Raw genomic sequence first — 26,519 nt, forward strand, 5'->3', positions numbered from 1 at the left:
TGATCGGAATTACCGTGATGGCGTCTCCGGCGGCTTGAGTTAGCCAATCAGGCGGCAAGGTCTACGACCGCGGTGGTCGGCGTGGTGGCCAATGTCTGCCAGCCGTCTACCTTGCGCCGGTCCTCGATCTCTTTCGCGGTTTCGGGGGAGATCATGTCGGTGTAGTCGGCGGAAACCTCCTTGTGCAGTTGCTCTGGTGCATGGGCGAACAGGTTGTGGCGTTTGTGAAGGTGCAGCGCTGGGTCGGTACCTCCAGTCACAGCGCTGCCAGCGCCGTCTCGAGGCTGGCGGTGCCGTCGACGATCAGGAATTCGGGGGTCTTCAGGCTGCGGGCGAGGAGGTCGTCGAGCAGCGCCCGGCGCCCGCGACGGGTATTGGTGCCGGCGTGGTAAGTGCCGGCAATCAGCGCCTCCACCTGCTGCGTCATCCGGCCATAGCGCGGCAGCCAACTCTTTCTCGATCAGCTCTTTGATGAAGCCGCGGATCCGATCGCGGATTCCCGCCTCGATCGGGTCGGGCCAAGCTTCCCCGAGAAACAGTATCCCGTCGTCCGCAGGCGTCGCGCTATCCCTCGTTATGGCGTGATCTCCACCGGCCCTTCAACGACGGTCTTGCTTGCGGGGTAGGCGGTGAAGAGGCCGGGAGGGAAGATCGATGCGGCACTGAAGGCGAAGATCGCGCTGGGGGAGCAGGCGACGATGGCCGATCTCACCGTGCACTATGAGGTTCACCCCACCCAGATCATGCTTGGCAGAAGCCGTTGCTGGACGATGCGGCACGGGCCTTCGACCCCGGGATGGGCGTCGATGCCGAGCACGCTCGGAAACGGGAGGTCGGGCAACTGCACGCGAAGATCGGGCAACTGACGGTCGAGCGGGATTTTTTAGAGCATCGAGGCTTTAATCGGACGCATAGCCAGCGGCAACGAGGTCATTTCGGCATTCGTCTACGGTATAGAGGCTGCATATGTCGCCGACGGCGCGCCATAGGGCGTCGATGGTTCTGGCGCCGATGCGGCGGAGATGGGCCTTGAGCTTGGCGAAGGCCATTTCGATCGGGTTCAAGTCCGGGCTGTCGGGCGGCAGGAAGAGGAATCAGGCGCCGCGCTCCTCGACGACCGCCTTGGCCTTTTCGCTGCTGTGGGCGGCGAGGTTGTCGAGGATGACGACGTCGCCGGCCTCCAGGGTGGGGGCGAGCTGAGTTTCGACCCAGAGGTCGGACCTTTCGCGGTTCATCGGCCGATCGATGATCCACGGTGCGGTCAGGCCGTCGCAGCGGAGCGCGGCGACGAATGTTTGCGTTTGCCAGTGGCCGAACGGTGCCCGCGCCGCGAGCCGCCGGTGTCGCCCGGCCACGCAGCCGTGTCATCTTCGTGGCCGTCGCCGTCTCGTCGACGAAGACGAGGCGATGCGGCTCGAGGCGCATGCGCGGCTCCGCCTCGAGCCAGGCGATAATCGCCTCGAGCCGCGCCTGCAGCTTGCTCTCACCCGGCCGACGACCTTGCCGGGCCGGCGCCGTCGAGCTCGAGGACGCGACACGCCGCGCCAATTTGACGGCAAAGCTCAAACTCACCGCGAAACGCCGCGACGCCGCGCGCCGCGAATGGCCGGCATCGATGTAACCTTGAACGCGATCCCGGAGATCCGCCGAGTAATACCAAGTCCCTGTATTCGAGACTCTCGAGAGGGATTGAACGAACCCGCTGTCGCGAGAGTGGGGTGATCGGTTAGAGCGGTTTCCACTCACTCTGGCTCATATCCTGCGGGGGTGAAGAAGTTTGCGCATTCGGCTGGTGTGAATAGATCGATGAGCGAGCCGATGGTGCGCCAGAGGCCGTCGACGGTGCGTTCGGCGGCTTTTCGGAGCAGGGGCTTCAGCTTGGCGAACGCGTTTTCGATCGGGTTGGAGTCCGGGCTGTAGGGGGCAGGAACCGCAACTCAGCGCCGGCGGCTTTTGATCGCCGTGCGGACGGCGGGCGATTTGTGGCTTGAGAGATTGTCCATGATCACGATGTCGCCTGGCTTGAGCTCGTGCACGAGGATCTGGTCGACATAGGCATCGAAGGCCCGCTGGTTGATCAGGGCGTCCAGCACCATGGGCGCGACGATGCCCGACAGCCGCAGACCGGCGACGAACGTCGTCGTCTTCCAGTGGCCAAACGGCACGCCTATGCGCAGCCGTTCACCGCGCGGGGCGCGGCCATGGGTGCGTGCGATGGCGGTGGACGCCCAGGTCTCGTCGATGAACACCAAGCGGTCCGGATCGAGATCGGGCTGCGCCTCGAACCATGCCAGCCGGCGCATCAGGACATCCGCACGGTCCTGCTCGGTCGCGTGTCCGGTCTTTTTTGCGCGTGATGCCGCGGCGCTGGAAGAAACGGTGGACGGTACCGATGCCGACCGGCGTGCCCCGTTCGGCCAACTGACGCTGCACTTCGACCAGCGTGATGTCACGCTGCTCTTTCCACAGGCCCAGGATGAAGCCCGCCTGCGCTTCAATCCGGTGCGAATTCTTGTCGCCGCCCTACACACCGCCCGGCGTCGCCGGCCTCGACCGCGCCGGATCGATCCCCATGCCGAGCCGCCCGAAAGCGGTCTCGGACCACCAGACGCAGCAACAATCCCCCAGCTCGGCCATCCGCGGGTTCGTTCAATCCGGCTTCGATGAGGTCGCGCCGGCGCACGCCGAAGACCTCGTCCGCGACCTCACAGAAGCCTCCAGATTCAAGGCTGGCAAACGAGATGGAGTTTGCATGGGGTCGGCGATAGCGCTTCGCGCGGACTTCGACGGGATCACGCTGCGCAAGCTGGCGCGGCAGAGCCGGGACGCGAACCAGAGCCGGCGGTGGCGGGCGCTGGCGCAGCTCAGCGAGGACGGACCGATCCCTGCGGTGCACGGCGTCGTACGCTGGCGGCTGGTGGATTTGATCGCGTGGGTGTGGGAGGAGTTCCGGATCGTCGTCGCCAAGCAGACGCTGAGCCGGGTGATCCGGTCGATGGGCTATCGCAAGCTCTCCGCCCGGCCGCGCCATCACGCGCAGGACCCCGCAGCGGCGGTGGCTTTTAAAAAAGCTTCCCCGCGATCCTGGCGGAGATCGCGCGCTCCAAGGCGGCGGGCAAGCGGATAGAGGTCTGGTTCGCCGACGAGGCGCGGATCGGCCAGAAGAACAAGCGCACCCGGTGCTGGGCGATGCGGGGCACGCGGCCGTCGGCGCCGCACGATCAACGGACCCGCTCGGCCTATATCCTCGGCGCGATCTGCCCGGCCGAGGGTAAGGCCGCCGGCCTGGTCCTGCCGTCCTCCACCACCGCGGCGATGCGCCTGCATCTCGAGGAGATATCGCTCGCAGTCGCCGCCGACGCGCACGCCGTTCTCCTCGTCGATCAGGCCGGCTGGCACATTTCCGACAGGCTCGACGTGCCGGCGAACATCTCCATCGTCCTCCTCCCGCCGCGCTCGCCCGGAGCTCAACCCCGCCGAAAACGTCTGGCAGTTCATGCGCGACAACTGCCTCTCCAACCGGGTCTTCACGTCCTTCGACGACATCGTCGATCACTGCCGCCAAGCCTGGAACAAGCGCGTCCCGCAGCCCTGGCGCATTATGCCGATCGGACTGCGCAACTGGGCGCATCGGTTCTGATCAATGGGACTTGGTATAAGGCTGTATAAGGGACGATGGTGTTACGGCAAGACATGGATGCGGACCTATCTTGACACCCGACAGGTCTCTACGATCAATCAGCCTCCGCCAAACTCGATGCGGTTCACTGGTCGGGGGCGTCAGCGTTCGACGCGGCGCTCGACGTCGGCGGCGAGGTTGGCAAAGGTATTGCCGTTGACGGCTATTTCATTGACATCGTCGGCATTCGAAGCGGTGATGCGAATGCCGATGCCCTTGCCCATATGACCGTGGATCAGTTCCGGATCCTTCCAGCCGTCGGCGGTGAGCATCCGATGTTCGCCTGAATGCGGCCCGAACCCCCAATCCGAGTAGTGAACGCCGGCTCCGGAGGGCTTGTATTTGGTGATGATGTTGCCTGTCACGCGCGTGCTCGAGATTTTTCGGCCAGCGTCCGCAAAGCAGATGCCAACACCGATGCGGCCCTGGCCCGGGAGGTAATCATGGGAAATCATCTCGCTGATGATATTGTCGGCGATGATGACATTTGCATGCGGCACCGCGCCTTCACGCCAGTACGGATCCCAGCCGAGCAAGACGCCGTAGTTGTGCGGCGCGATCAGCTGATTGCCGGTAATCGTAATGTCATGTCCGCCAAGGACCTTGATGCCGTTCGCTTGTAGAATCTGGTTGTTGCTGATGATCGTCGCGTATCGTCGATTGACGTCGGTGACATTGCGCGGAACGTGCACGGCGATAGCGTCATCCCATGCGTTTTGGATCGTGCAGTTTGTAACCTTAACGAAGCGTGATCCACTCAGATTGATGGCATCGCGGGCGCATCGTAAAACACGGCAGGCATCGATCTCGACTTCGTCACAGTCGCCGGCCGTGAACGTCATGTTGCGAAAGCCCTCGCCTGCAACGTTGCGTATGACGACACGGTGATAGCCGCTCACTGCGAGGCAGCGCGTGTCATCTCCACCATCGGATGTCACCTCGTCCCAATCGCCAATGAGACGGATGTCGCGAACCACGAGGATTGGCAACGCTGCCTGAGGCTGGTCCTGAGAGAACAGACGAAACGCACGACCGGCTTTGCCTTTGCGCAAGACTGCATCGCCATCACCAGAAATCAGCAAGGATGTTGCATGCGGCAGTTCCAAGCCCTCGCTGATCGTATGTTCGCCAGTGGCACGAACGAACCCACGACCGGCGCGCGCAATACCCGCGAAAGCCTCCTGCCAGAGCGCCGTCGTATCGCCGCCGTCGCCGTGAATGATGTAGCCGGTATCGGGAAGAGGACGTCCCAGAATGGTCGGTCCTGTCGAAGCAGCCGGGCCGGGCTGCGCCGTCGCTCGGCTGCTCTCACCCCCCAGCAGGAAAAGAGCGCCTCCGACGATACCGCCTGCGCGCAGCAGACGCCGCCTCGTGCCAATACTCATCGCGTGTCCAAACTCCGCTGGAGATCGGATCAAAACCCTCGAAACGAAAACGCATTCACGGAATGCCTCAGGCGGGCAAGAGAGGACCGCTTCTCTCTTGCCCGGATCACTGTGGACAGTCTCAAGTCATGTAGTAGCTTTTCACAGACTTGTAATAATAACCAGAATCACCGAACCCGTAGCGCGCGTGCTTAGTCGGATCGACCATCGTTAAGACGGTGCCGCTGAGGACGGCGCCCGTCTCAAGGAGCTCCTTCAGGCCTTGCCGAGCGATCTCGCGGGGCGTTTTGCCCCAACGGACGGCGAAAACGGTCGCATCCATATCCGGCGCCAGCTGCCGCGCGTCGGACACCGCCATGAGCGGCGGTGAGTCCACGACCACAAGATCGAAATCGCGAGCTAGCGTGACAAAGAGATCACGAACCTTTTCCGAAGTCAGTACCTTGGTCGGATCAGTGTTCAGCCGGCCTGAGGGGATAACCCATGCACCGCTGGCTTCATCCTGATGGAGGATTTCGTCCAGCGTTGCGTCGCCGCCATAGTAGTCGATCAACCCTGGCGTCTGTTGGAGTCTCATCAGACGATGGACGTTCGGCTTGCGCAAGTCGGTCTCGACGATGACCGCGCGTTTCCCCGAACTCGCTGCAATCCGTACAAGGCTGACTGCGAGAGTTGTCTTGCCTTCTTTCGGCTGTGACGAGGTGATCAGCACGGTGCGCGGCGCCGGCTTCAAGTTCGAGATGAGAATGCTGGTATAGATTGAGCGAATCGACTCGCCGAACACCGTGGAATGGCCAACGAGGAGATCTTGAAGGCCGCCATCGCGCCGACGCTTCTTGAACACGGGCATAAGGCCGAGCGTCCTCACCCCGGTGGACTGCTCGATCTGTTCACCCGAGCGGAAGCCTCGTTCCATATTCTCGACGAGAAGGATCAAGGCTGCGGCGAATACCGATGACGCGATAAACACCAGCACAAGAATTTGTAGTTTTTTCGGCTCAGAGGGCTTTTCGGGAATCGTTGCCTCCGAGAGCACACGCGCATTTGTCTGCTGGGCGACGAGATCGGACTGCGCGGTGATTTCCTCAAATCGCGATAGGAACTGCTGTAAAAGCGCTTTGTTGGCGTCCGCCTCTCGCTCCAGGGCGCGCAGCTGTACCTCAGATGCGTTGGCTTGCCCCAACCGTCCTTCCAACTGATCGGCGCTGTGCTGGAGAGCTGCCTCCCGGGCCCGCGCGACCCCGGCTTCATTGTCCAGCTTCTGCACAACCTTGTTGACTTCCGAGGTAATTTTCGATTCCAGGTCGCGCAATTCCGCCTTCGCGCTGATCAGACGAGGGTGACGGTCGCCCAGTTCCTGCGACAGATCGGCGATCTTCCGCTTGACTTCGGCCTCCTGTTTCGAAAGCTCCTGAATCGTCGGGGAACCGAGAACGTCGGCGGCGGCCTGGGCGTTGCCAGCAGCACGGATCATCTGCCGCACTTGGCCAAGCCGGGCATCAGCGGCGGCGCGCTCGGTGCGTGCAACAATGAGTTGAGTGTTGAGATCGGCCATCTGCTGGGAGATCAAGGTGCCATCTTTGCTCTGCAGCAGGCCCGCTCTCCTGCGATATTCCTCAACGGCGTTCTCCGATTGCGACACCTGCTTACGCAGATCCTGCAGCTTGCCGGCGAGCCATTTGTTGGCCCGTTGCGTTGCCTGGAATTTGGCCTCGAGCTGATCATCGATATAAACGTCGGCCACGGCGTCGGCGATCAGAGCCGCTTTTTGCGGATCCTCCGCAGTAAAGTAGACAACAATTACGCGAGATTGCCCCTTTACGCTGACTGCCAGCCGGTCAAGAAAGGCGTTGACGATAGCATCGCGTTCACGAATCCGTCGCTGCTCGTCGCTCAGCGGCCGATCCTCTCCGCTGAAGAAAGAGGCAAACGTCTCGGGTGGCAGATACTGAGCGAGCATTTCCTGTGCGTCGTCCAAGGCGATGCGGACAAAGCTCTTCGGTTTCAGCTCGTCGTTAAATTCCGGATCGTTGGCGAGATTCATCCGGTCGATGACCTTGTCTGCGATGTTCCGCGACTGGATGACTTCGATTTCGCTGAGCAGTCCCTCCTTGTCGGGAAGGACGTCGCCGAGGACGGCGGTCAAATCAGCCACCTTCTGCTCGCGGCTTTCGATGATGATGTCGGTCTGCGCGGTGTAAAGCGGCGTGATTGCCGACAAACCGAGTACAGCCAGGGTCATCATCAGAACGACGATGCCGATGAACATGTTCTTGCGCCGCCAAAATACTCTCAACAAAAACGCAAGATCAAATTCGCGAGGAGCGAGCAAAAGGCTCGATGGCGACTTTGATTGGTTCGTTGCGGTCGGCTCCGAAACGTAATTCACGGTAGTGCTCGCTCTAGTTGAGGACGCCATCGTCGCAGATCTCCTCGATGGAACCGTTTTGTCCATGGCGATCTGCCGTCTGTTCTTCCCGTCGGACTGCGGGGGTAACACGCCTTCCATGCGGCATCGATATGGCCGAACCACGGCGTTGCCGCAGAACGTAACGACACGGCTGGAACCGCTTTCAGCACAAGTGATAGACTCAAATGTTCAATCAAGGGTTAACCAAGGGCCCAACGGTCGGACCATCTGAACATACGTTCGACCAACGGTGGCAATGTATCACGCTTCGGTGGTTGACTCTGTGTCGACGGTAACAGACGGTTAAATTCAGATCCGGTATAAGTGTACAACAGCGCGTTCGAACAACCCAGCGGTTCGCGAGTGTCGGCATCTCCATGGTGCGTAGGCCGAAGCGGCATAGCCGGGCCGACGATTACCGCGCATCCGGTCACGACGTGCCGGCGAGCGGAGAATTTGGAAGTCGGTAATTGGTCAGAACGCTGGCAGCGCACCTCAGCGCCGCTGGCGATACGATACGGTGGGGTGATGGCGACGGCTTTGTTCGAAAGCGCTCATTCCCTTTTTCTGGTCAATGACTCTTGGGTATGGCAGGGAATGCCCTTGATCAGGCAGATCAGCGCACTCGTCGATCGCCGCCCAGGGGCGGAACGCTAGAAGAGCAATGGTGTGGAGGGCCGGTGAGCAAGATTGCTGGATGCGCGCGGTGACGAGGTTTGCCGGATAAACAGCAAAGACGAATTGGACTGTCGCGCAATGAAAAATGCCGCCGATCGATACAGCCCGGCCCGGACGCCCTGGTGGATGGCGCCGCATGCGCTGGCCCCGCTCATCATGTTGCCGCTGCTAACCGCAGCCTGGATCGTTCCTGTCCAATTCCATTGGGAGCTTGGCCGTTTCGCCAAGTTCATGACGTTCAATCTCTATTTGCTGGGGTTGGGCGGGGTACTGTTCTTCGCCCTTGGATCCTTTCTGGCGTCGGCATCAACGGGCGATCCGGCCGGCCGGCCGCTGGCGACAATGGCAGAATCCCGCGTGTTTCCACGGTTCATGACTTATACCTGCTGGACACTTTGGGCGATCTCCGTTGCCGCCTATGCGATCTGGTTTATGCCGGTCGCGCGCAATCCTTCACTGCTGATCGCTGTTCTGTCCGGCCGCGGTGCCGAACTCGGTATTCGCGACATGATCGGCACCATCCCTGGTGTCACAACGCTGGTACAGGCCCAGGTCGTCTACGTGACACTGATCGGTGTTCGATCTTTCTGTCTTCCATCCCTGCGCCCTAACCGATTGGAGTTTGTCGCGCTCCTGGCCATCGTTTTCCTTGCCTTGATCCGCAACGTGATATGGAGTGAGCGTCTGGCGGTTATCGAAATCGTCATTCCGCTCGCCATTCTTTACCTCCGCCGGCCCCGATTCCCTCGTCTGACGGCACTGATGCCGATGTTCGGCGCGATGGGGCTCTTCGGTTTTTTCTCAATATTTGAGTATTTTCGCTCATGGTCCGCATACTACAAATACCAATACGATAATTTTTTTGTGTTCATTCTGGCGAGATTTTCTGGGTACTATATAACGGCATTAGATAATGGCGCTGGCTTGGTCCGTGACTGGGGAGGTATTGGAGCTCCACTAAATACTGCTGAGTGGTACTGGCAGTTCCCATGGGAGATTGGGCAGACGTACATGAGCAAGCTTCTTGGTCTGCGTATATTAGATTACAATGCGTGGTTATTTTGGAATGCCACAGAAGAATTCAATAATCCGTCAGGAATTTACATGCCAATAGTTGATTTTGGCCCAGCAGGAGGGCTTGTATTTTTATTCTTATTTGGCCTATTAACCGGATACATATATCGTTCGTTCGTTCGTGGCACTTTTGCTGGTCTGATCATCTTTCCGTCATGGTTTATTGGTGTCCTTGAGCTGCCGAGAATTCATTATCTATTTAATACACGTTATTTTCCAATCATCATGATTTGTCTTGCGCTCATATTCCTCGTATCCGTCGTTCTCGGCGAGGAGCGCTGGCAATCAAATGTCCACACGCCCAGCAACGAATTCCGAGGGCATCGCCCACTTTAGGTCCTAAACTTATAAAATCGCTGGTTGTTTTCTGTATCGAGTGATTCAAGGCTTTCCAATGGAGGGAGCCTTAATGACGCATCGCCGCTACGAACTGGCGGACCATGAATGGTCGATTCTTTCGCCTTTGCTGCCCAATAAGCCCTGCGGTGTGCTTGGGTCAATGATCAGCAGGTGCTCAACGGCATCCTCTGGCGGTTTCGGACCACTCGCCCTGGGCGAAGATCCAGGAGCGCTACGGCCTGAACCGCCCCGGGTTTCCCGGAGGCCCCGACGTTTGAGAGAGTGGGGCTATGGAGACGACGAAGAAGCCGGTGAAGCCGTACCCTGCCGAGCTGCGCGAGCGCGCGGTGCGGATGGTGCGCGAGCATCATGCGAGCGAGCACGCGTCGGAGCGGGCGGCGATGCGATCGATCGCGGAGAAGGTGGGCTGCACGCCCGAGACGCTGCGCTTGTGGATACGCCAGGCCGAGCGTGACCGGGGGGGCGAACGCTTCGGTCTGTCGACGGGCGAGCGGGCACGGCTGAAGGCGCTGGAGCGCGAGGTCCGCGAGCTGCGGCAACCAAACGAGATCTTGCACAAGGCGAGTGCGTATTTCGCCCTGGTGGAGCTCGACCGCCGACAGAAGTGATGGTGTTGTTCATCGACGACCACTGGGACGTCTACGGGGTCGATGGAGTGGACGCCCTCCCGACGGCATCGATGTGCCAAGGTAGTGGTGTTGAAGACCGCTACAGAGGAGGGCGTCCATGGTCGAGGTTAGCGTCATCGGGGTGGATCTGGCGAAGAACGTTTTCCAGCTGCACGGGGCGGCCGCGGACGGCTCGGTCGTCTTCCGGCGCAAGCTGCGGCGCGGGCAAGTCTTGTCCTTCTTCGCGGAGCGGCCGGTCTGCACAGTCGCGATGGAGGCCTGCGCCAGCGCCCATTACTGGGCACGCGCGATCGGAGAGTTCGGGCACACCGTGAAGCTGATCCCGCCGGCCTACGTGAAGCCGTTCGTGAAGAGGTAGAAGAGCGATGCGACCGATGCCGAGGCTATAGCCGAAGCGGCAGCGCGCGCGACGATGCGGTTCGTCGCGGTCAGGACCGAGGCACAGCAGGCGTCGGCAATGGTCTACCGGACGCGGGATCTCTTCGTGCGGCAGCGTACCCAGGCGATCAACGCCTTGCGCGGTCACTTGGCCGAGTTCGGCGTCGTGGCACCGACCGGCGTCGCCCATGTCGGCCTCCTCACGGCGCTCATCGAGGGCGAGGAGGATGTGCTGCCGGATGCCGTGGTCGAACTGGCACGCGTACTACTCGCTCAAATCGACGACCTCTCCACGCGTATAGATACGCTCGACAAGGAGATCCGCGAACGCGCGGCGCAGGACGAGGCGGTGGCACGGTTGATGACCATGCCCGGCATCGGCGTGATCACAGCGACGGCGCTCGTCACCTTTGCCCCCGCTCCGGAAGTGTTCGCCAAGGGACGGGACTTCGCGGCTTGGTTGGGGCTCACCCCGCGGCAGCATTCGACCGGCGGTCGAGAGCGCCTGGGCAGGATCACGCGCATGGGGCAAAGGGATATCCGCCGGCTTCTGATCACGGGCGCAGTCGCCGTCGTGCGATGGGCAGCCCGCAAAGGGGCGCCGGAGGGATCGTGGTTGGCGCGCATGATGGCGAAGAAGCCGCGCATGCTGGTCGCCGTCGCGCTGGCCAACCGCATGGCCAGGATGGCGTGGGCCATGATGAGCAAGAACGAGGCTACCGAGTTCCGGCGACCGTCGCGTGAGCGATCGGCGGCCGGGATGACGTCGGAGGTGTGAGCAGGGCGAGGGAAGCGTAAGGGCGAACGGTCACGAGATCGGGTCGGAAAACCCAGCAAAACGGCTCAGGCGCCTCGAGCGCGCGGGGTCGAAATGGATCCGACCTGCATATCTCCATACGGGCCCGCGGCGTTCGAAGGCCGCATCACGAGGCCGGACACACGACCGCACCTGACCACACGCTCCGAACGCGACCCGAGAATTGCTTGACACCACGAGGGCGTCCACACACGAGCCCATCTGCCGGGAGTTGCCGATCGCCCCGTCCACCTACCGCGCCCACGCCGCCTGGCGGGCCGATCCGTCGAAAGCGCCGCCGCGGGTGCGTCGTGACGTCGCTCAGCGCGTCGAAATCCGTCGGGTCTGGGCGGAGAACTTCCGGGTTTACGGGGTGCGCAAGATCTGGCGGCAGCTCGCCCGCGAAGGGATCGATGTGGCGCACTGCACCGTCGCCCGGCTGATGCGCCAGATGGGTCTGCAAGGGATTGTTTGAAGAAAATCCGTGAGAACCACGATCAGCGACAAGGCCGTCCCCTGTCCGCTCGACCGGGTGAACCGGGACTTCCAGGCGCCGGCACCGAACCGGCTGTAAGTCTCCGACTTCACGTATGTCGCTATCTGGGCGGGCGTCGTCTACGCCGCCTTCGTCATCGCTGCCTACGCTCGCCGCAACGTCGGCTGGCGGGTGTCGGAGAGCGCCGAAGCGAGCTTCGTGCTCGACGCCCTGGAGCAGGCGATCCATGCTCGACGGCCCGCGAGCGGCGGCGGATTGATTCATCACTCCGACAGTAAGTGTGCACCGGCCAGCTGTTCCTGGGCGGCCTGACCCTCACAGCGATCGACCGTTTAGGATGGCTGGTGCCGCAAGGTGCCTCGGTGCGGCCTGACCCGCACTCCGATCGACCGCCATCCGTGTCTTTCCCCGGATTTGTCGGCCGCTCGGGAACACCTGGCGGCGAGGTTCGCCTTGCCGATGCATGTGACCCGAGAAGGGCCTGACGTTCTGTCGCGTTACTATCCTGTCCAGGCATTCGGTGTTGGCGGAATCGCCATTACATTCTCCCTCCGGAGTTCTGCCATGCATGTCGAGCAAAGCGCCACCAACGGCTTCGTCGTCGGCGGCGTCGAGACACACAAGGATCTCCATGTCGCCGCCGTCGTCGACGAACATAGCCGGGTTCTCGGCGGCCAGTGCTTCCCAACGACCCGGCACGGCTACAAGCAGATGCTCGCCTGGATGCGTTCTTTCGGCCAGCTTCGGCGGGTCGGCGTCGAGGCAACAGGCACCTACGGCGCGGGACTTCTTCGCTACCTGCAGAATGCCGGCGTCGAGGTCCTGGAGGTCACGACACCAGACAGCGGCGATCGTCGCAAGCGCGGCAAGAACGACGATCTTGATGCGCAGAATGCCGCCCATGCCGCCTTCACCGACAAGCGCACCGTCACCCCCAAGACCCGTGACGGCATGATCGAGTCCCTGCGTGTCCTCAAAGCCTGCCGGAAGACGGCGGTTGCCGCCCGGCGCGTCGCGCTGCAGATGATCCACAACACGGTCGTCTGTGCGCCCGACGAGCTGCGGGACACGCTGCGCAAGCTGACCCGCATGCAACTCATCAGAACGCTGGCGGCCTGGCGCCCGGACATGACTGACTACCGCAATGTGGCAACTGCCTATCGGATCGCGCTCAAGTCTCTCGCTCGCCGATATCTCGAACTTCACGACGAGATCGCCGACCTCGATGCCATGATCGCCGCCATCGTCGACGAGCTTGCTCCCGCCCTGGTGACACGGAATTCCATCGGTCACGCGTCCGCCGCGCAGCTCCTCCTCACCGCCGGCGACAACTCCGAGCGCCTGCAGTCCGAAGCAAGCTTCGCTGCACTCTGCGGCGTGAGCCCGGTCCCAGCCTCTTCCGGCAAGACAACGCGCCATCGCCTCAACCGTGGCGGCGACAGGGCAGCCAACAGCGCACTCCACATCATCGCCATCGGACGGCTTCGCACCGACACCCCCGCACCAAAAGCTATATCGCAAAGCGTATCGCCGAGGGCCATTCCAAGCTCGAGGCCATTCGGTGCCTCAAGCGCTACATCGCGCGAGAAATCTTCTCCCTCATCCGCCAAAGAAGGCAGGAGATCAATCAGGCGCAGATCGCCACTTGACAAACAGAAGGGCATCCGCGGCTCGCAATCCCTGCCCATTCGGTACACCGAGCGCCTCGGCGACGCTGGTATCGCGCCCTCGGTGGGCAGCGTCGGCGACAGCTACGACAACGTGCTCGCCGAAACGGTGATCGGGCTGTTCAAGACCGAGGTTATCCGCCGTCTCGGCCCATGGCGCAGCCTCGAGGCCATCGAGATCGCTACGCTCGAGTGGGTGGACTGGTTCAACCACCGCCGCCTGCTCGAGCCGATCGACAACACCCCGTCAGCCGAGGCCGAAGCAAAGTTCTCCGCCGAAATGGAGCCCCGCGCCGTGGCGGCGTAGGACTCGAACCAACCCGCCTCCGGGAAACCCGGGGCGGTTCAGTCGGGAGCGTTCCGTACGCTTTGTTTTGATTGGTGGAGCCGAGGGGGGTCGAACCCCTGACCTCCGCAATGCCATTGTAGTCGTATCTTTTTGATATCAATACATAAAAGTCATTTACCATCGGTTCCAGCGGCGTTTCCCACCCGGCAGGCCGGGTCTTGCTCGTTTTGGCCCGGTGGAGAAGACGCCAACAGCAGGGCATCGCGGCGCGCACACCGGTCGGTCCGGGTGTAGCGCGCCACCACCCGGATGTCGGTCCAAGTCCCAACATCGGCGATCACCGTGTGACTTTGCCCGCCTTCGCTCAAGCGCGACGCGAATTCGACGCGCGCCATATGGGGCGTGAATGCGACACCGATGCTTTTGCACCAGGGTTTCAGCCATCGATAGACATTGCTGCGGTTGAGCCACGGGAAGACCCGCCCGTGCCTCTCGCGGGGTATCTGCTCAGGTGGTTGGCGATTTTTGGGTTGCGGGGTCGGGCTGGATGTGAGTCAAGGTATGGATGACTCTGCCGTTCCGATACCGCTTGAGCGACGATGAGAAGGACGCGCTGCTTTCCGAGCAGGCAGCGCTGATCGAACGTCAGGCGGCGCGGATTACGGAACTCGAGGCGCTGCTGGCGCGACCGAAGAAGACGTCACGGAACAGCCACACGCCGCCGTCGCAGGACCGCAAGCCGGGCGGAAGCGGGGACAAGAAGCATGGCGAGCGGCGCAAGCTGCGGCCCTCGCGTCCGGGCTCGGCGCGGTCGCTGAGCGAGGTGCCGGACGAGACGATCAAGCGGCTGGCCACCACGTGTCCGCATTGTGCCGCCGACGTTTCGGGCCAGAGGCAGATCTGCCGCCATCGCTACGATCACATCGACATCCCGCCAATCGCACCGGTGGTGACCCGTGTTGAGCTGTTCGGCGGGCGCTGTGCTGCCTGCGGCCGCCGTTTCCGCGCCGCCCCGCCGGACGGCATGCCGCTGGGAACACCCTTTTGGGCGTCAATCCAGGCGCTGCTTTTGTATCTGCACCACAGCCATCATGTCGGTTTCGAGCGGCTGGCGCGGATGATGGCGGAGCTGTTCGGGCTGGTGATCTCCGAGGGTGCCATCGCCAACGCCTTCCGCCGCGCTGAAACAGCGATGACGGCGGCGTGCGCCGCGATCAGGAAAGGCTGCTGGCCGCCCGGGTGATCGCCTCGGACGAGACCACCGCCCGCATCGACGGCGCCACCCACTGGCATTGGGTGTTCGTCACCACCAAGGCGGTGCTGCACCAGATCGCACCCCGCCGGGCGAAAGCGGTCGCCGAAGAGGTGCTGGGCGAGCACCGGCCGGCGGTCTGGGTGTCCGACCGCTACGCCGGCCAGCAGGATCTGGCGCCCGCGCATCAGGTCTGTCTCGCCCACCTCCTGCGTGACGTCCAGTATGCCATCGACTGCGGCGATACCGTCTTCGCGCCCCGGCTGCGCGATCTGCTGCGCTGGGCGATCCGCATCGGCCGACGGCGAGATGCCCTGCGGCCGGCGACCCTCGCCACCTATCACGACCGCGCCGAACGCCGCCTCGATGCGCTCGTGGCCACACCCGCGGCGCATCCCGCCGGCCGCGAGCTGCAAACCGCAGTCAAGGCGTGGCGGACGACGTTCTTCGTCTTCCTCGAAGACCCAGACGTGCCAGCCACCAACAACGCCTGCGAGCGAGAAATCCGTCCGTCCGTCGTGTTCCGCAAGGTCACCGGCGGCTTTCGCTCGAATGGGGCGCACATCCACGCCGGATACCGATCCGTCACCAGCACCGCAGGGCTCCACGGCCAAACCGCCCGGCAAGCCATCGCCCAACTCCTCGCCGGCACCTTCCAGACCACGCCCGCAGCTTTATAGCCAGGGGGGTGAGCAGATACCTCGCGGGCAGCGCGCTCGGGATCGCCTTTCGGCAGGCTGACAAGCGCCTCGTAGACATCGGGATGCATGTCCAACGTCTTCTCGGCATCCCCTTTATCGCACTCAAAGCCGATGAACTCCCCAGCCACAAGATCGATGCGCGACCAGTCCGGGCGTAGAGTCTCGCTGATGCGCCATCCTTGGCGGAACAACACCAACAGCAGCAGATAGCGGTAACGATGGTCTTCCTTGTCGGCGCGGCTCATGTACTTGTTCGGGCGAGCATCGCGCACCGCCTCCAGGGGACGCTCGGTATCGTCGGCCCGTGGCCGTCGCGTCCGCCGGTCTACCTCGGGCAGTGCTTCGGTGTACATGCGCGGGAGCCATTGTTGGCGCCCAGCCCAATGCAGCGCCGCCATATAGGGATGGATCACCGCCCGGTTCTTGGCGCGGGCCGTCCGCCCCGGCTTCATCGCCGCAGCGGCGATCTGACCCAGCGCCGGCGTCAGCTCCGCCAATGGTAGATCGCCGACGCGCTGCTGGACCGTCGCCACCCAACATTCGGACATTGCTTCCAGCAATCGGTGATCGTACCCGGACAAGTCCTTGGCATTGACATAGAGCGCAGCCAATTCCTTGAAATTCCGCGGCATCAACCCTCGCTCGGCAATTTTGTCGTCGTGCTCGTCTGCCGTGACTGCCGACGCCGCTGCAAGATACTCTCGAGCAATGGATCGTGCCTCTTCGGGATCGGTGACGCCCTTGAGCACCTTTTCCCTGCCGCGGCGGCCGATGGGGACGCGAATGACGCACCACTTGTTGCGTCTTTGGGGATCGTTGGCCCATCTTTCACCCGGCGGCCAGACGATGATACCGTCCGACACGTGACCGCCTCCCTCACTTGCTCGACCTGCTCGCTGGTGAACAGCCACTTGCCGCGCCGCCCCGGCCGCGCGAAGCCAAGTTCGGTTAGGACACTGCGCAGCGTCTCCTCAGACAGCGGCACCTGGGCGCGCAGATCCCCGAAAGTATAGAGGCGTTCCCGGCTAAGCATCTCTCAACCATAGTATGGGCATATTGGATCTCTCTTAATGCTGCCGAGGGTGTTTTGCATCCCATGATAACGCATATACTCCGTCCATGCCGCTGAAATCTGTAAAACAGTCTGTTCAGTCATAAACATACCTTTGCCGCCATCGGACAGGACGATAGCATTTTCTATTTTACAACTATAGGGGGTATTTGCCAGTAACGCTCGCCCGGACGATCGGATCGACACCGCCGCCCCGGCTGGGCGGCCGCCGGATCAACGCAGGTTCGCCAGAAGGAACATCGCGGTGTTGGCCGGAAGCGGACATCAGTGGACGGTAACGAGATCAGCGGGGGCATGTCCAGGCCCAGCTTGGCGCGCAGCGCGGCCGAGACCTCGGGCGTCCACCATTCGTTTTCGATGCCGAAGTTCTGCTTGCCGAGTTCTAAAAGCGGCAGATCGTGGACGCGGGCGCAGGCGAGATCGACGAGTCGCTGGCCATACGGCTGCAGCCGCGCCGTCTTGTCCCCAGAGCCGGTGGCAAGCCGATCCACCCGCCGGCCCTGTGGCAACGTCCACCTGGATTAGGATCGTAGCGAGCGCGGACTTCGGCGACGTTCTCTGCCTGCGGCAGCGTTGTGAACGCATTCACCGACGTGGCCGATGCCGTCGGCGCGGCCGAGCTTACGATAGATTTCGAAATTTTCCGCCAGCCCATCGAAAATCGCCTGCGCCTCGCCTTTGACCGGTGGCTCTCGCAGCAGCCGGATCGACGCAAAGGAAAATCGACTGTGGGCGATGCCATCCGAGTCCTGCATCGCCTCGGGCAGCGATATGCCGCGCCCAGCCGCCCCGTGTGGCTCGGGGCCAAGGAGTTCCTTATTCGCAAGACGGGGGCGATCAATGCCCAAAACGGGCGACGCCGCCGAAGGTTTCCCCGCGGCGGCGTCGCACCAACAACGTCTTAACCCAAACGTACCAGTTGTTGTTATCAGCCGTCAAGGGAGATTATCCTGCACCCCAGGGGAATCGGATGAAGGACTCATGCGGTGACGAGGCTTGCGAGGAATTCGTCGTGGCATGCGGCGACTCTGCGTCGGAGGCGCAGGGTGTCCCAGCTTTTGGCCTTTCGGAAGAGGATGTGGGCCATGTGTTTCAGGGTGGTGAAGCTGGCCGGGGCGTTTTCGGTCCGGACCCGGCACTCGTCGTCTGTGAACACCATGTCCGTGACCCAGTGAAGGCTGTTTTCCACGCGCCAATGGCTGCGGACGATGAATCGCGTCTGCTCGGCCGGCAGGTTTGACCAAGTAATATAGACGCCGTCTACCCCAACCGCACCCCCGCGCACTGCGGTCGGCAAGGCAGGAATGCGAAAACGGGCCGAGATCGTCGAGCGGTCGTTCGCTCACACTCTCGAACGCGGCGGTATGCACCGGACCTGGCGGCGCCGCCGGGAAACTGTCCACAAGCGCCACCTGATCCACGTCGCCGGCCTCAGCCTCGGCATCCTGATGCGCTTGCCGATCGGCGCCGGAACTCCGAAGGAGGCCGCAGCCCACGGCCGGGTGCGGCCGTTCGTCGTTTGCCGCGAGGAAATCCTGACGACGCTCCTCGTCGCTGTCCCCGACTCGGACGGCGGTGGCGACTTCGGCCTCCTCGTCGTCGCCGCCACCGTCAACCCGACATGATCACAACAGACACATCGTCAACGGACGGCTAAGGCGCGCCGCTACTGCGGCCCGTTCGGCCCGTACTTGATCAAAAAGACGTCCCCTGCGCCGACACTGTTGCCCGGCCGCGGCTCGCTGGTCCAGCCCACCACATAGACGTTACCGTCCGCGTCGGTGGCGACGCCCGTGACACCATCATCCTCGGCTGTGCCCAGCTGGTGGCGCCACAGCTCGCGGCCGTCGCGATCGAAGGTGATGACGAAGGCGTCGTGTCCGCCCTTGTATGCGCCGAAATGCCCGTAGGTGTCGCCGACGACGTGCACCCGGCCGTCCGGCCCGGTCGCGATCCCGGTAGCCCCATCTACTTCGTACGTCCCGAACTGCTTGATCCACTCTGGGTCGGCCGCCGCGGCCGTGGTGGCCGTCACCAGCAGGGTTGCGGCGAGTATCGTGCGCAGTCTGCTGCCCATCGTCCGTGCTCCTCTCCCCAAGATTCAGGTGCCGGCGCCGAACCAAGTCGGCCTCGCGGTCGAGATCGCATACGTCGAGAGCGGGTGACAGATACCGAAAAGGTGTTCGCGTGCTGCCCGTACGCCCCCTGCTGGCCAGCCCCCCGTCTCACGCAATGACCATCGTGGCAGACTGCCGGCCACGTACCGAGTGAAATGTTCATGTTATCATCGAGCGCCGATGCACCCGGCGATCGCACGCTCGGCGCGATACACCATTAAACCGCCCCGGGTTTGCCGGAGGCTCTTCCCTTTGAGAGGATCGAGCAGTGGACAAGCCCGGGGATCCTGCGAAATTTTCGTCTGAGATGCGCGAGCGCGCGGTTCGGATGGGGTTCGAGCATCGTTACGAATATTCCTTTCAAGTGGGAGACGACCGTTCGAACCCATACCTCAAGCGCTTAGGAAAGCGTCGATCCGTTGTGGTCGCCCTGCACTCCGGTTTCTCAGTCACGTTGCATCCGGCCGGGCCAAGTTAACCCGCGACGCGAGACTCGCGATCCTCGGTGGCCGGACTTCAAGCCGCGGGATGGGCAGAGGCGAAGTTCATGAATTTGCCGATGGAAATGCGTCGAGCGACGCGGACGTGATCGACGCCGAGGTACGAGAGAGCGCCGGGCTCCCTCAGTTGCGGATGCGTCATCATCGCGCAGATTGGGCGGAGCGTCGCCGATTCACGCCAGATCGGCCACGCCAGCGAGAATTCAGCGACACTGGCGCGGCAAGTGGTGACAATGCGTGGTGAAAGACACAAAAGGTCCCGACCAAAGCACCGACAAGCAATTCGGTAAAGTGCCGTTTACTCATGATCCAGTCGAGATAATAGCGCCCGACTGATGTTCCCATAATCCCCTTGAGTAGGATCTAGTACGTATCGCCGCGCAGTTGAGAGCATGGTAGAAAAGTTGCAAGCGCTGTATTTTCCTCGTGATTCATGCTCAATAGCTCTTAGCATTGCATCTATACCATGCCTTGATGTTCCTGAACCAGCGTTATCGCCCCATATGGGGATAATTATGCTTCCCTCACTCCTTGTTCCTCTATAGGCAATCATCTCCCACGAATCAACGCGTTCACAAATTGTAAACGCTAGTAGGCCAAAGCTTCCAAGAGCGCTCGCGCCAAGTTCTGTACGTGACCCTTCTGGCGACGGATCGGCTCCTCTATAGGCATAGCGTCTAGCTTCGTCAGGGGAAAAACGCAGAGAATTGCCTTTGTAGTCATATGACCAAGTGTTAAATAGACACTTTATGATATCATGTTCTTTGCATTTTCCTAATAGATCGTATTGTGCGCCGATGAAGGTCATTTGACCGCTCGGCAACTTTAGTGGTGTTATGTAAGAATTTTTTTTCTTGGGATTTTTTCGATCACGGACACCTGCCCCTGAAGCAGATATCAAATCGCACCTTAACTGCCATACCAAGTGATCCGCCGCTCCAAGTCGACAGCGATTCGCTGCCAAAACACAGCGCTTGGCCAACGCTTGTTGACGTGATGCTTTTGAGAAAAGTGCGGTTTTTTTTGCGCTTCCATCTTTTGATCTGGGCCAACTAAACGGCCACAATGCCTTTCTCAGGATCGCTAGTCCGTTCAAAGCAGCAATGCCGATTTCCTCATAAGTAGTTTGATGACCTGTGGTTAATACGGGGCGAATGGGCGCATTTTGTAGATCCCAATAGGCACGCGGGCACCATTCTGGTCTGGCAATCTCCAGTGCCCTGAGCAACCCGAGCAGTGCCAGGAAGGCGAGCAGGTTGTCCGGCTCGAGCCCTTCGAGCCTGTGCGACGATCCGACGGTCATGACATGGCCTCGGCAGCCCGTTTCTCCGATGCACGGTGATCGGCAAGCCGCAGGATCGCCTCCATGCGCGCCAGTTCCCAGACGCCGTAGCGCTGCTTGAGGCGGACGAAAAGCGACGGCCAGTCGAGCGCGTTCCAGTCGAACGCCAGCGACTGAGGTCCAGAACCGGGCGGCAGCTCCGCCGGCATGCCGAGAACGTCCGGCATCGCTCGCGTCTCGGCGTCCTTCGGATCGCTGTGCGGGAACAGAGGGCGGCCGTAGCCGTGGTGGGTGCCGAGCACCCAGAGCACGAGCTCGGGATCATCAGCATCGGCAAAGCGGCCGATCAACGGCGCCAGCCGCACGGACAGCGCCTCGTGTCGCCAGCGCTCCGGCAGGCCGGAGGCGACGCGCGCCGCGCGCGGCAAAGAGCGGGCGGACTTGGCAAGGATCATTTCGGGGGAATCGAGATCGGGCCCGAGCGGATCACCGTAGTTCAGCCACGCCTGGAACCGCAGATCGGCCTTGCCCGCGTCGTGCAGGAACCCGGCAACTTCCAGATCCTTGACGTGATCCTCAGAAAGACCCGCGGCCCTAGCGAATTCTCCGGCCTTTTTCTCCACATCTCTGCTGTGCTCGGCGAGGGTGAGCGTGTAGCCCGGGGTTGAGCCTGCCGCGTCGTCCTCGGTCGAATTCGTGACGCCTTCCTCTTCGCGCGTCTGACTTTGTTCATTGTCGATGCCGAACGGGGCGACGAAGACAACGCCGCGTGGTCTCCCCTCTTCGTCCTCACCATAGAGATCGAGGTAAGGGTCCACCCTGCCAGTCTTGCCCTTAGCTTGCTCAAACCTCGCGAGCTCTGCCTGGATGTCCGATGGCAGGGCGACAGTCTGCAGCGCGTTCCGCAGGTCTTTCCAACGCTGGGATGCTGCGCCAGCCAGGGCGTCGGCGAGTGCTTCGGCGCTGACCGTCTCGCCGAGCAGGCCCGGCGCGATCCGCACGGCGAATGAGCGTCTGACGAACGGTTCGGCCGCTTTCCGCGCGACATCCTTCGCCTGCTCGGAATGGAGCATCGGGTTCCAGCCGAATTCGTCGACCCCACCGTAGGACGCCGGAACGATGATCGCGTCGCCTGGTTGAAGCTCCCCGGACCTGATCCAGCGGGACTGTTCGGTATTCCCCTTCCATCGGAAAACGCGACCCTTGCCGCCGCGGACGCCCCCGCGCTCTTCGTCCTCGGGACTGGCGCCTGCGACATCGGCGAGGGATCCCTGGGCGCCCTTTCCCGACAACCATCGACGCACCGCCCAGATGGGCAGCTCGATCGCTTCGCCCGAGCGCGGCGGAACGAGGGTCAGCAGACGGCGAACATTTTCGTCTTCTTGCATGCCGGGTTCGATGTCGGCGCGCCAGACGACGGTGATCGAGTCCGACTGCCGCTCGGCACCGTGCAGATAGAGCGCAACCTCCGGATCGGCCGCAGGAATCGGCGCCGTCTGGCTCAACAGGTCGAGATGCGCGGGGAGCAGAACCGGAGCGTCGTCTTTGCGTGCGAGCGTATCGGGCGTCATTGCGACGGCATCGGCAAAGGCGTTGAACCCGAAATCAATGGTCGGTTCACCGCCGCGTTTGACGGACGCCTTGACCAGACGCTCCCAACTCGCCTTGATCGCGCTGTCGTAGATGGGGTCGTTCCTGCCGAGATCACTCTTGAAGGCGATCACCGCGGCGTAGGGTGTGATGGCGCGTCCGGCACGGTTGAGACGGCCGAAGCGCTGGCGCAGCGCGTCCAGCGGTGCCGCTTCGGTGATCAGCGCGTCGAGATCGATGTCGACGCCAGACTCGATGCACTGCGTGGCGACCAGAATCAGGGGCTTGTCGAGCGTGCGCGCTTCGCCGGTACGGATCGGCGCCAGTTCCTTGTCGGCGAGTTCATCGCGATCAACCGGACGGGCCGGACCGATAAGCAGGATCAGGTTCGCTTCTTCCTCACCGAGAGTCTTTCTCAGCACCTCAAACACCGCCCTGGCCCGCGCCACCCGGTTGACCACGACGCCGACTGCCGGGAATTTGTGATCAGACCCGAATCCGTAGGAATGCTGCACCGCCGCCTGGACTTGCGCCGCGATGACCGCGGTGCGGCGTCCTGTCTCGACCTCGTCGGTATCCGCGTCGTTGTCCGGCGCTTCAACCAGCCCTTCCGCGCTGGCCTTGCCTTTCGCCATGTCGACGAGGCGGGCGGGCTTGGACGCGCTCAGGCGCTTCTTCAGCGTCGGGTTCGATCGGTCATCGTCGTTCAATCCGAAATCGCCAGGCGCCTCGCCCGGTGTCGCGGTAAGCAGGGCTACGCCCCACGGTGCGGCGCGCTCGTTTTCCCGCCAGTTCGGCCCCTTGTACATCTCTACCCAGGCGAGTGTCTGCCGGAACGGCTCGGCGAGATGCGCCTCATCGAGCAGGATCAGGCAGTCGGCGCCGATCAGCCCGGCATCCACCGGCTTCATCGAGTCGCTGACGCCGTAGCCGCGGAACAGCAGACGAGAGCCGATCTGATCGACGGTGGAGCAAAGGACCGTCGGCTGCGAGGGTGTTCGCGCCCAGTCTCTCTCGCGCGGAATGCCGCCGCGCAGCCGGCGCGCGATCAGCGGCGGCCCCTCGCCGGCAAGACCTTTCAGCCGTTCCGCTACGCGTGCGGTCACCGGGCCGGAGGGAGCGCAGAGCGCCTTCGCAAGCTTTGCCGCGCGCAGAAAGGCATCGTCGACGACCAGCCGGCGGTCAACCACGAAAGCGATGCGGACCGGCGCGCGCCGCGCGGAGCCTCGATCGGCCTCCAGCGCGAGATGGAACACGGCGATGTCGATCGCCGCCGTCTTACCCGAGCTGGTCGGCAGATCGAGCACCTTCGGCCAAGCGCCCTGATCCGCACCCGCAACCTGCCGCAGCAGCCGTTCCTGCCACGGAAATGGCAGGTAACCGTAGACCTCGCTAAAGAACGCGCCGAAATCGTTCGCCGACAGTGTCATCGGCCCTCCGTATCGAGCGGGCGGCACAGTCCGAGACCTACGAAGCGCCCGGCGCCGAGGATGACCGAGCCACGGACGGGTTCGCTGAAGCGAACGATGGCGTGAGTGAGTTGGCGGCTGGCGAGCACGGGCGGCAGGCGCCAGCGCATCCAGGCCGGCGAGAACCCTGACGGATAGGCGGACGGCGCCCCTTCGAAAGCCGAATGCTTGTCGGCGACGATCTCGTCCGGCTCGGGAAGTCCGATATTGCGGCAGGCGGCAGCGATCTGCGCCTGGATCTCGGCCTCGCGGGCCACGCCGCTTTCCTTCAGGTGGCGGTCGAGGGCAATCGGCGTGACCGTTGCGAAGATGCGCGCGGGACGGGTGTAGAGCAATGGATCGAGCGAGCGCTTACCGGCGGGCGGCTCGATGGTCGGCGACAGAAGGACCTCGAAGCCGTGACCGTATGGCGCTCCTTCCCGCGGTTTGATCGTCATCACCCGCCGCTGGTGCCGGTTCTCGATCGGCGCGATCGCCCGCATTGCGCGGCGGAAGGCCTGGTCGTCGAGGATTGCACCGTCCTGCGGCGGGACGAGTGCAAAGCCCATGACGTGCCCGTCCGCATAGGGGAAGCCGACGAAGGGCAGGGGCACGACCGCGAGATGCGGGGCGAGCGCAGGCGCGCCGTCGGCCGCATGACCGCTGATCGCCTCCGGGATCGCGTCTTCCAGGCCAATCTGCCGGTAGCCGCTGAGCAACGCATCGCGGATCGCCTTGGCGACGAGCGCGCTGGCCCGCAAGTCCGGCATTTCCCCGTCGAGATGTTCGAGGATCATCCAGCGCTCGGCGAACACGGTCCTGCTAAGCGCTTGTTCCGGCCGCTCCTGCGTCACCGGCGGGCCGAAGGAAGGGCGCCGCCCGGCCGCGAAGGCACGCCGCAACTCCGCCAGCCGGCCGCCGTAGACCCTGCGCCGGGGCTGTGCGGGATCAGCCGAAGCCCCGGCCGCCGGCTCGTCGCCGCGCCAAAACCAGCAGCGGGTGAGGCTCGCCGAATGGCCGACATAGGCGGTGTCGCCGGCCAGCCGCTGCAGTGCGCTGAACACAGCCTCCGGCGGCTCGACTTCCCAGCGCAGGCGAACGACCGGATCGTCGGGGCGCGCGGCGGGAAAACGGCGCGGCTGGCGGCTGCGCAGCGCCGGCAATACGCCTTTCGCATGCTTGCCCTTGTCGCTGCGCGGATCGTTCGGCGGCACGAAAACCGAAGGCGCCGTACGCGGTGTCGCAGCGGAGGCACACAGCTTCGGCGGCGGCAGAACTTCCAGCCATTCGAGCGCTTCTGCTTCCGCCTGCTCCTTGCCGCGGGCAGCCCAGGCGGCGACCAGCGCCGAGAAGATGCGGTCGGGCTGCGGCGGCCAGTCCGGCGCGTCGCTCTCGGGCCCGATGGCCGCGAACGAAACGCCCGACAGGAACTCGATCTCGAGGACGAGGCTCATTTGGTGTCTGCGCCGCCTTCCTCGCCACCTTCGCCGGCGAGCGCCAGCCTCTGGCTCTGGCGGACGATGTCGACGAGCTTCTCCTGCGGCGTCAGGCGGAGCGGCTCCGCGGAGATTGCGAAGCCCGCACCCCTGGCTGCCATCACGGCGGCTTCGTAGAGCGCGCGGGCATCCGAATGGCCGATCTCGATGGGCTCCGTCGTGCCATCGGCAGCCACCACGTTCAGCGGCGCCTGGCCATCGCAAACCAGATCGCAGCGCGAGCGCAAGGCATAGCCGCGCGCATCCTGCTCGGTAAGAGCGAGTAGGCCGAGTGCGGCGAGTAGCGTCCGTCCGGCCACGTCCTTATCGGGAGCCTCCCCGAAGCGCAGCCGGCGCAACGCCGCGAAGCTCAGGACGAAAGAGTGTTCAAGAGAGTCGCAGGTGATACCGAGCGGCTGAACCGAGGGAGCGATGTTGCCGTGATTGATCTCCGAGGGCCTGACCTTTTTCGCATTCTTCCCAGCGGCGCCCTCGGTCGTGGCCCACCCACTGTCGCCCTTGAAGACGTCGACCTTCCTCAGCACGCCCAAGGGATCGATCCGGCTGCCAGTGCGGCGACCCGCGGTACACATTTCCATCTCGCCGGTGCGCTGGTTGACTAACCCCTCTTCAACCGGGACATCGATGGCGATGATTTCGGAGACGAGGCAGCGGGCGAACTTCGCGCCTAAGCCCCCGCCCTCGCCGGTCGAGTGCCACGCGCCGAAAAGCAGCGCCGTGGGCGAGATCTCCAGCAGCGCCGAGGCGTCTTCCGCCTTCGCCTTGGTCAGGCGCTGACCCACGGCGCTCTTCATGAACGGCTCGCTGCCGAGCAGGCTGTCGCGCAGGATTGCATCATAGACCCGGTGCGGCGCGTCGAGCGAGGTGATCCGCGTGATGCCGTCGAGCTTGGCCGCAGTGAAGTCGACGACGACGTGGGGGACAGGCAGTCCCTCGCCAATCGCCGCCAGCAGACACTCCTCCAGCCGGTTCGCCTGCGACTGCACGCTGTCCACCAGCACGCACCACGCCTCGGAGCCGTTCAGCCGGCGGCGTTCGTAGACGTGGCGCGGCTGGGCATTGCGGCCTTCCCCCGGATAGGTCGGTGGGAAAATCTTGTCGCCTTGTCCCCCCACCGGCTGCAGCCGCTGCCGCCGGCGCAGCGCCGCCTTTGTCGCGACCGCCTCCCGAAGTGTTCCGATGTCAAGCTGCATGCCTGCTCCCCTCCTGAAGAACCCGTC

Annotated in this window: 18 protein-coding genes, 8 pseudogenes and 1 other annotated feature; of the genes and pseudogenes, 12 read left to right on the forward strand and 14 right to left on the reverse strand. The window is 63.0% G+C overall.

Going from position 1 to position 26,519, the window contains the following annotated elements:
* Nucleotides 1-47 precede the first annotated feature (47 nt).
* Both IPK66_12140 and IPK66_12145 read right to left on the reverse strand, forming a co-directional pair.
* A complete protein-coding gene (locus IPK66_12140) occupies nt 48-260 on the reverse strand; it encodes a hypothetical protein (GenBank protein MBK8175980.1) in 213 nt (70 codons plus the stop codon).
* Nucleotides 257-427 carry a hypothetical protein gene (locus tag IPK66_12145; protein MBK8175981.1) on the reverse strand — a complete coding sequence of 57 codons (171 nt, stop codon included), beginning with the start codon at nt 425-427 and terminating at the stop codon, nt 257-259. The genes IPK66_12140 and IPK66_12145 overlap by 4 nt, the downstream gene beginning before the upstream one ends.
* Before the next feature lie 202 nt (nt 428-629).
* Here IPK66_12145 and IPK66_12150 point away from each other — a divergent pair, with 202 nt between their 5' ends.
* Nucleotides 630-866, forward strand: coding sequence for a hypothetical protein (locus IPK66_12150; GenBank protein ID MBK8175982.1), 237 nt, complete (start codon nt 630-632; stop codon nt 864-866).
* Nucleotides 867-899: 33 nt separating this feature from the next.
* Here the strand turns inward: IPK66_12150 and IPK66_12155 are convergent.
* Nucleotides 900-1,617 (reverse strand): annotated as a pseudogene (locus tag IPK66_12155) (IS630 family transposase).
* Nucleotides 1,618-1,937: 320 nt separating this feature from the next.
* Nucleotides 1,938-2,303, reverse strand: coding sequence for a transposase (locus tag IPK66_12160; GenBank protein ID MBK8175983.1), 366 nt, complete (start codon nt 2,301-2,303; stop codon nt 1,938-1,940).
* Nucleotides 2,304-2,379: 76 nt separating this feature from the next.
* Here IPK66_12160 and IPK66_12165 point away from each other — a divergent pair, with 76 nt between their 5' ends.
* Nucleotides 2,380-2,667, forward strand: a complete 288-nt coding sequence (locus IPK66_12165; protein MBK8175984.1) for a hypothetical protein — start codon at nt 2,380-2,382, stop codon at nt 2,665-2,667.
* 85 nt (nt 2,668-2,752) lie between these two features.
* Nucleotides 2,753-3,640: pseudogene (locus tag IPK66_12170) on the forward strand (IS630 family transposase).
* 140 nt (nt 3,641-3,780) lie between these two features.
* Here the strand turns inward: IPK66_12170 and IPK66_12175 are convergent.
* Complete coding sequence (locus tag IPK66_12175; protein ID MBK8175985.1) at nt 3,781-5,064, reverse strand: right-handed parallel beta-helix repeat-containing protein; 1,284 nt, start codon at nt 5,062-5,064, stop codon at nt 3,781-3,783.
* 121 nt (nt 5,065-5,185) lie between these two features.
* Nucleotides 5,186-7,453 (reverse strand): polysaccharide biosynthesis tyrosine autokinase, encoded by a 2,268-nt coding sequence (locus tag IPK66_12180; protein ID MBK8175986.1) that lies wholly within the window; start codon nt 7,451-7,453, stop codon nt 5,186-5,188.
* 711 nt (nt 7,454-8,164) lie between these two features.
* Between IPK66_12180 and IPK66_12185 the strand changes: the two genes are divergently transcribed.
* From IPK66_12185 to IPK66_12215, 7 genes and pseudogenes are all read left to right on the forward strand, one after another.
* Nucleotides 8,165-9,562, forward strand: a complete 1,398-nt coding sequence (locus IPK66_12185) for an oligosaccharide repeat unit polymerase (GenBank protein ID MBK8175987.1) — start codon at nt 8,165-8,167, stop codon at nt 9,560-9,562.
* Between the two features lie 73 nt (nt 9,563-9,635).
* Nucleotides 9,636-9,804: pseudogene (locus IPK66_12190) on the forward strand (transposase).
* Nucleotides 9,805-9,855: 51 nt separating this feature from the next.
* Complete coding sequence (locus IPK66_12195; protein MBK8175988.1) at nt 9,856-10,194, forward strand: transposase; 339 nt, start codon at nt 9,856-9,858, stop codon at nt 10,192-10,194.
* Nucleotides 10,152-10,256, forward strand: a sequence feature (AL1L pseudoknot). Its footprint overlaps the gene before it by 43 nt.
* A gap of 56 nt (nt 10,257-10,312) precedes the next feature.
* A pseudogene (locus tag IPK66_12200) lies at nt 10,313-11,371 on the forward strand (IS110 family transposase).
* Nucleotides 11,372-11,603: 232 nt separating this feature from the next.
* A pseudogene (locus tag IPK66_12205) lies at nt 11,604-12,158 on the forward strand (IS3 family transposase).
* A 291-nt stretch (nt 12,159-12,449) separates the two neighbouring features.
* Nucleotides 12,450-13,534, forward strand: a pseudogene (locus IPK66_12210) (IS110 family transposase).
* Nucleotides 13,535-13,550: 16 nt separating this feature from the next.
* Nucleotides 13,551-13,859 (forward strand): annotated as a pseudogene (locus IPK66_12215) (transposase).
* A gap of 152 nt (nt 13,860-14,011) precedes the next feature.
* Here the strand turns inward: IPK66_12215 and IPK66_12220 are convergent.
* Nucleotides 14,012-14,344 carry a tyrosine-type recombinase/integrase gene (locus tag IPK66_12220; protein MBK8175989.1) on the reverse strand — a complete coding sequence of 111 codons (333 nt, stop codon included), beginning with the start codon at nt 14,342-14,344 and terminating at the stop codon, nt 14,012-14,014.
* Between the two features lie 62 nt (nt 14,345-14,406).
* On the opposite strand from IPK66_12220, the pseudogene IPK66_12225 reads away from it, so the two are divergent.
* Nucleotides 14,407-15,773 (forward strand): annotated as a pseudogene (locus tag IPK66_12225) (IS66 family transposase).
* Nucleotides 15,774-16,991: 1,218 nt separating this feature from the next.
* Here the strand turns inward: IPK66_12225 and IPK66_12230 are convergent.
* Together IPK66_12230 and IPK66_12235 are read right to left on the reverse strand one after the other, a co-directional pair.
* Nucleotides 16,992-17,357 carry a hypothetical protein gene (locus IPK66_12230; protein MBK8175990.1) on the reverse strand — a complete coding sequence of 122 codons (366 nt, stop codon included), beginning with the start codon at nt 17,355-17,357 and terminating at the stop codon, nt 16,992-16,994.
* Nucleotides 17,358-17,845: 488 nt separating this feature from the next.
* Nucleotides 17,846-18,163: a transposase gene (locus tag IPK66_12235; protein MBK8175991.1), complete on the reverse strand. Its 318-nt coding sequence runs from the start codon at nt 18,161-18,163 to the stop codon at nt 17,846-17,848.
* A 7-nt stretch (nt 18,164-18,170) separates the two neighbouring features.
* Between IPK66_12235 and IPK66_12240 the strand changes: the two genes are divergently transcribed.
* On the forward strand, nt 18,171-18,491 hold the full coding sequence (locus IPK66_12240; GenBank protein ID MBK8175992.1) for a hypothetical protein: 321 nt from the start codon (nt 18,171-18,173) through the stop codon (nt 18,489-18,491).
* Between the two features lie 41 nt (nt 18,492-18,532).
* Here the strand turns inward: IPK66_12240 and IPK66_12245 are convergent, their stop codons facing one another.
* The 5 genes from IPK66_12245 to cas7u form a co-directional block, all read right to left on the reverse strand.
* Nucleotides 18,533-18,943: an SBBP repeat-containing protein gene (locus tag IPK66_12245; GenBank protein MBK8175993.1), complete on the reverse strand. Its 411-nt coding sequence runs from the start codon at nt 18,941-18,943 to the stop codon at nt 18,533-18,535.
* An 838-nt stretch (nt 18,944-19,781) separates the two neighbouring features.
* Complete coding sequence (locus IPK66_12250) at nt 19,782-20,786, reverse strand: hypothetical protein (GenBank protein MBK8175994.1); 1,005 nt, start codon at nt 20,784-20,786, stop codon at nt 19,782-19,784.
* On the reverse strand, nt 20,783-23,785 hold the full coding sequence (gene cas3u, locus IPK66_12255; protein ID MBK8175995.1) for a type I-U CRISPR-associated helicase/endonuclease Cas3: 3,003 nt from the start codon (nt 23,783-23,785) through the stop codon (nt 20,783-20,785). The genes IPK66_12250 and cas3u overlap by 4 nt, the downstream gene beginning before the upstream one ends.
* Nucleotides 23,782-25,257, reverse strand: a complete 1,476-nt coding sequence (gene cas5u6u, locus IPK66_12260; GenBank protein MBK8175996.1) for a type I-U CRISPR-associated protein Cas5/Cas6 — start codon at nt 25,255-25,257, stop codon at nt 23,782-23,784. The genes cas3u and cas5u6u overlap by 4 nt, the downstream gene beginning before the upstream one ends.
* Entirely contained in the window at nt 25,254-26,492 is a 1,239-nt protein-coding gene (cas7u, locus tag IPK66_12265; GenBank protein MBK8175997.1) for a type I-U CRISPR-associated protein Cas7, read from the reverse strand. Before cas7u ends, cas5u6u begins: the two co-directional genes overlap by 4 nt.
* Nucleotides 26,493-26,519: the final 27 nt, after the last annotated feature.

This window comes from Rhodospirillales bacterium (assembly GCA_016712595.1).
Taxonomy (GTDB): domain Bacteria; phylum Pseudomonadota; class Alphaproteobacteria; order Rhodospirillales; family Defluviicoccaceae; genus Defluviicoccus.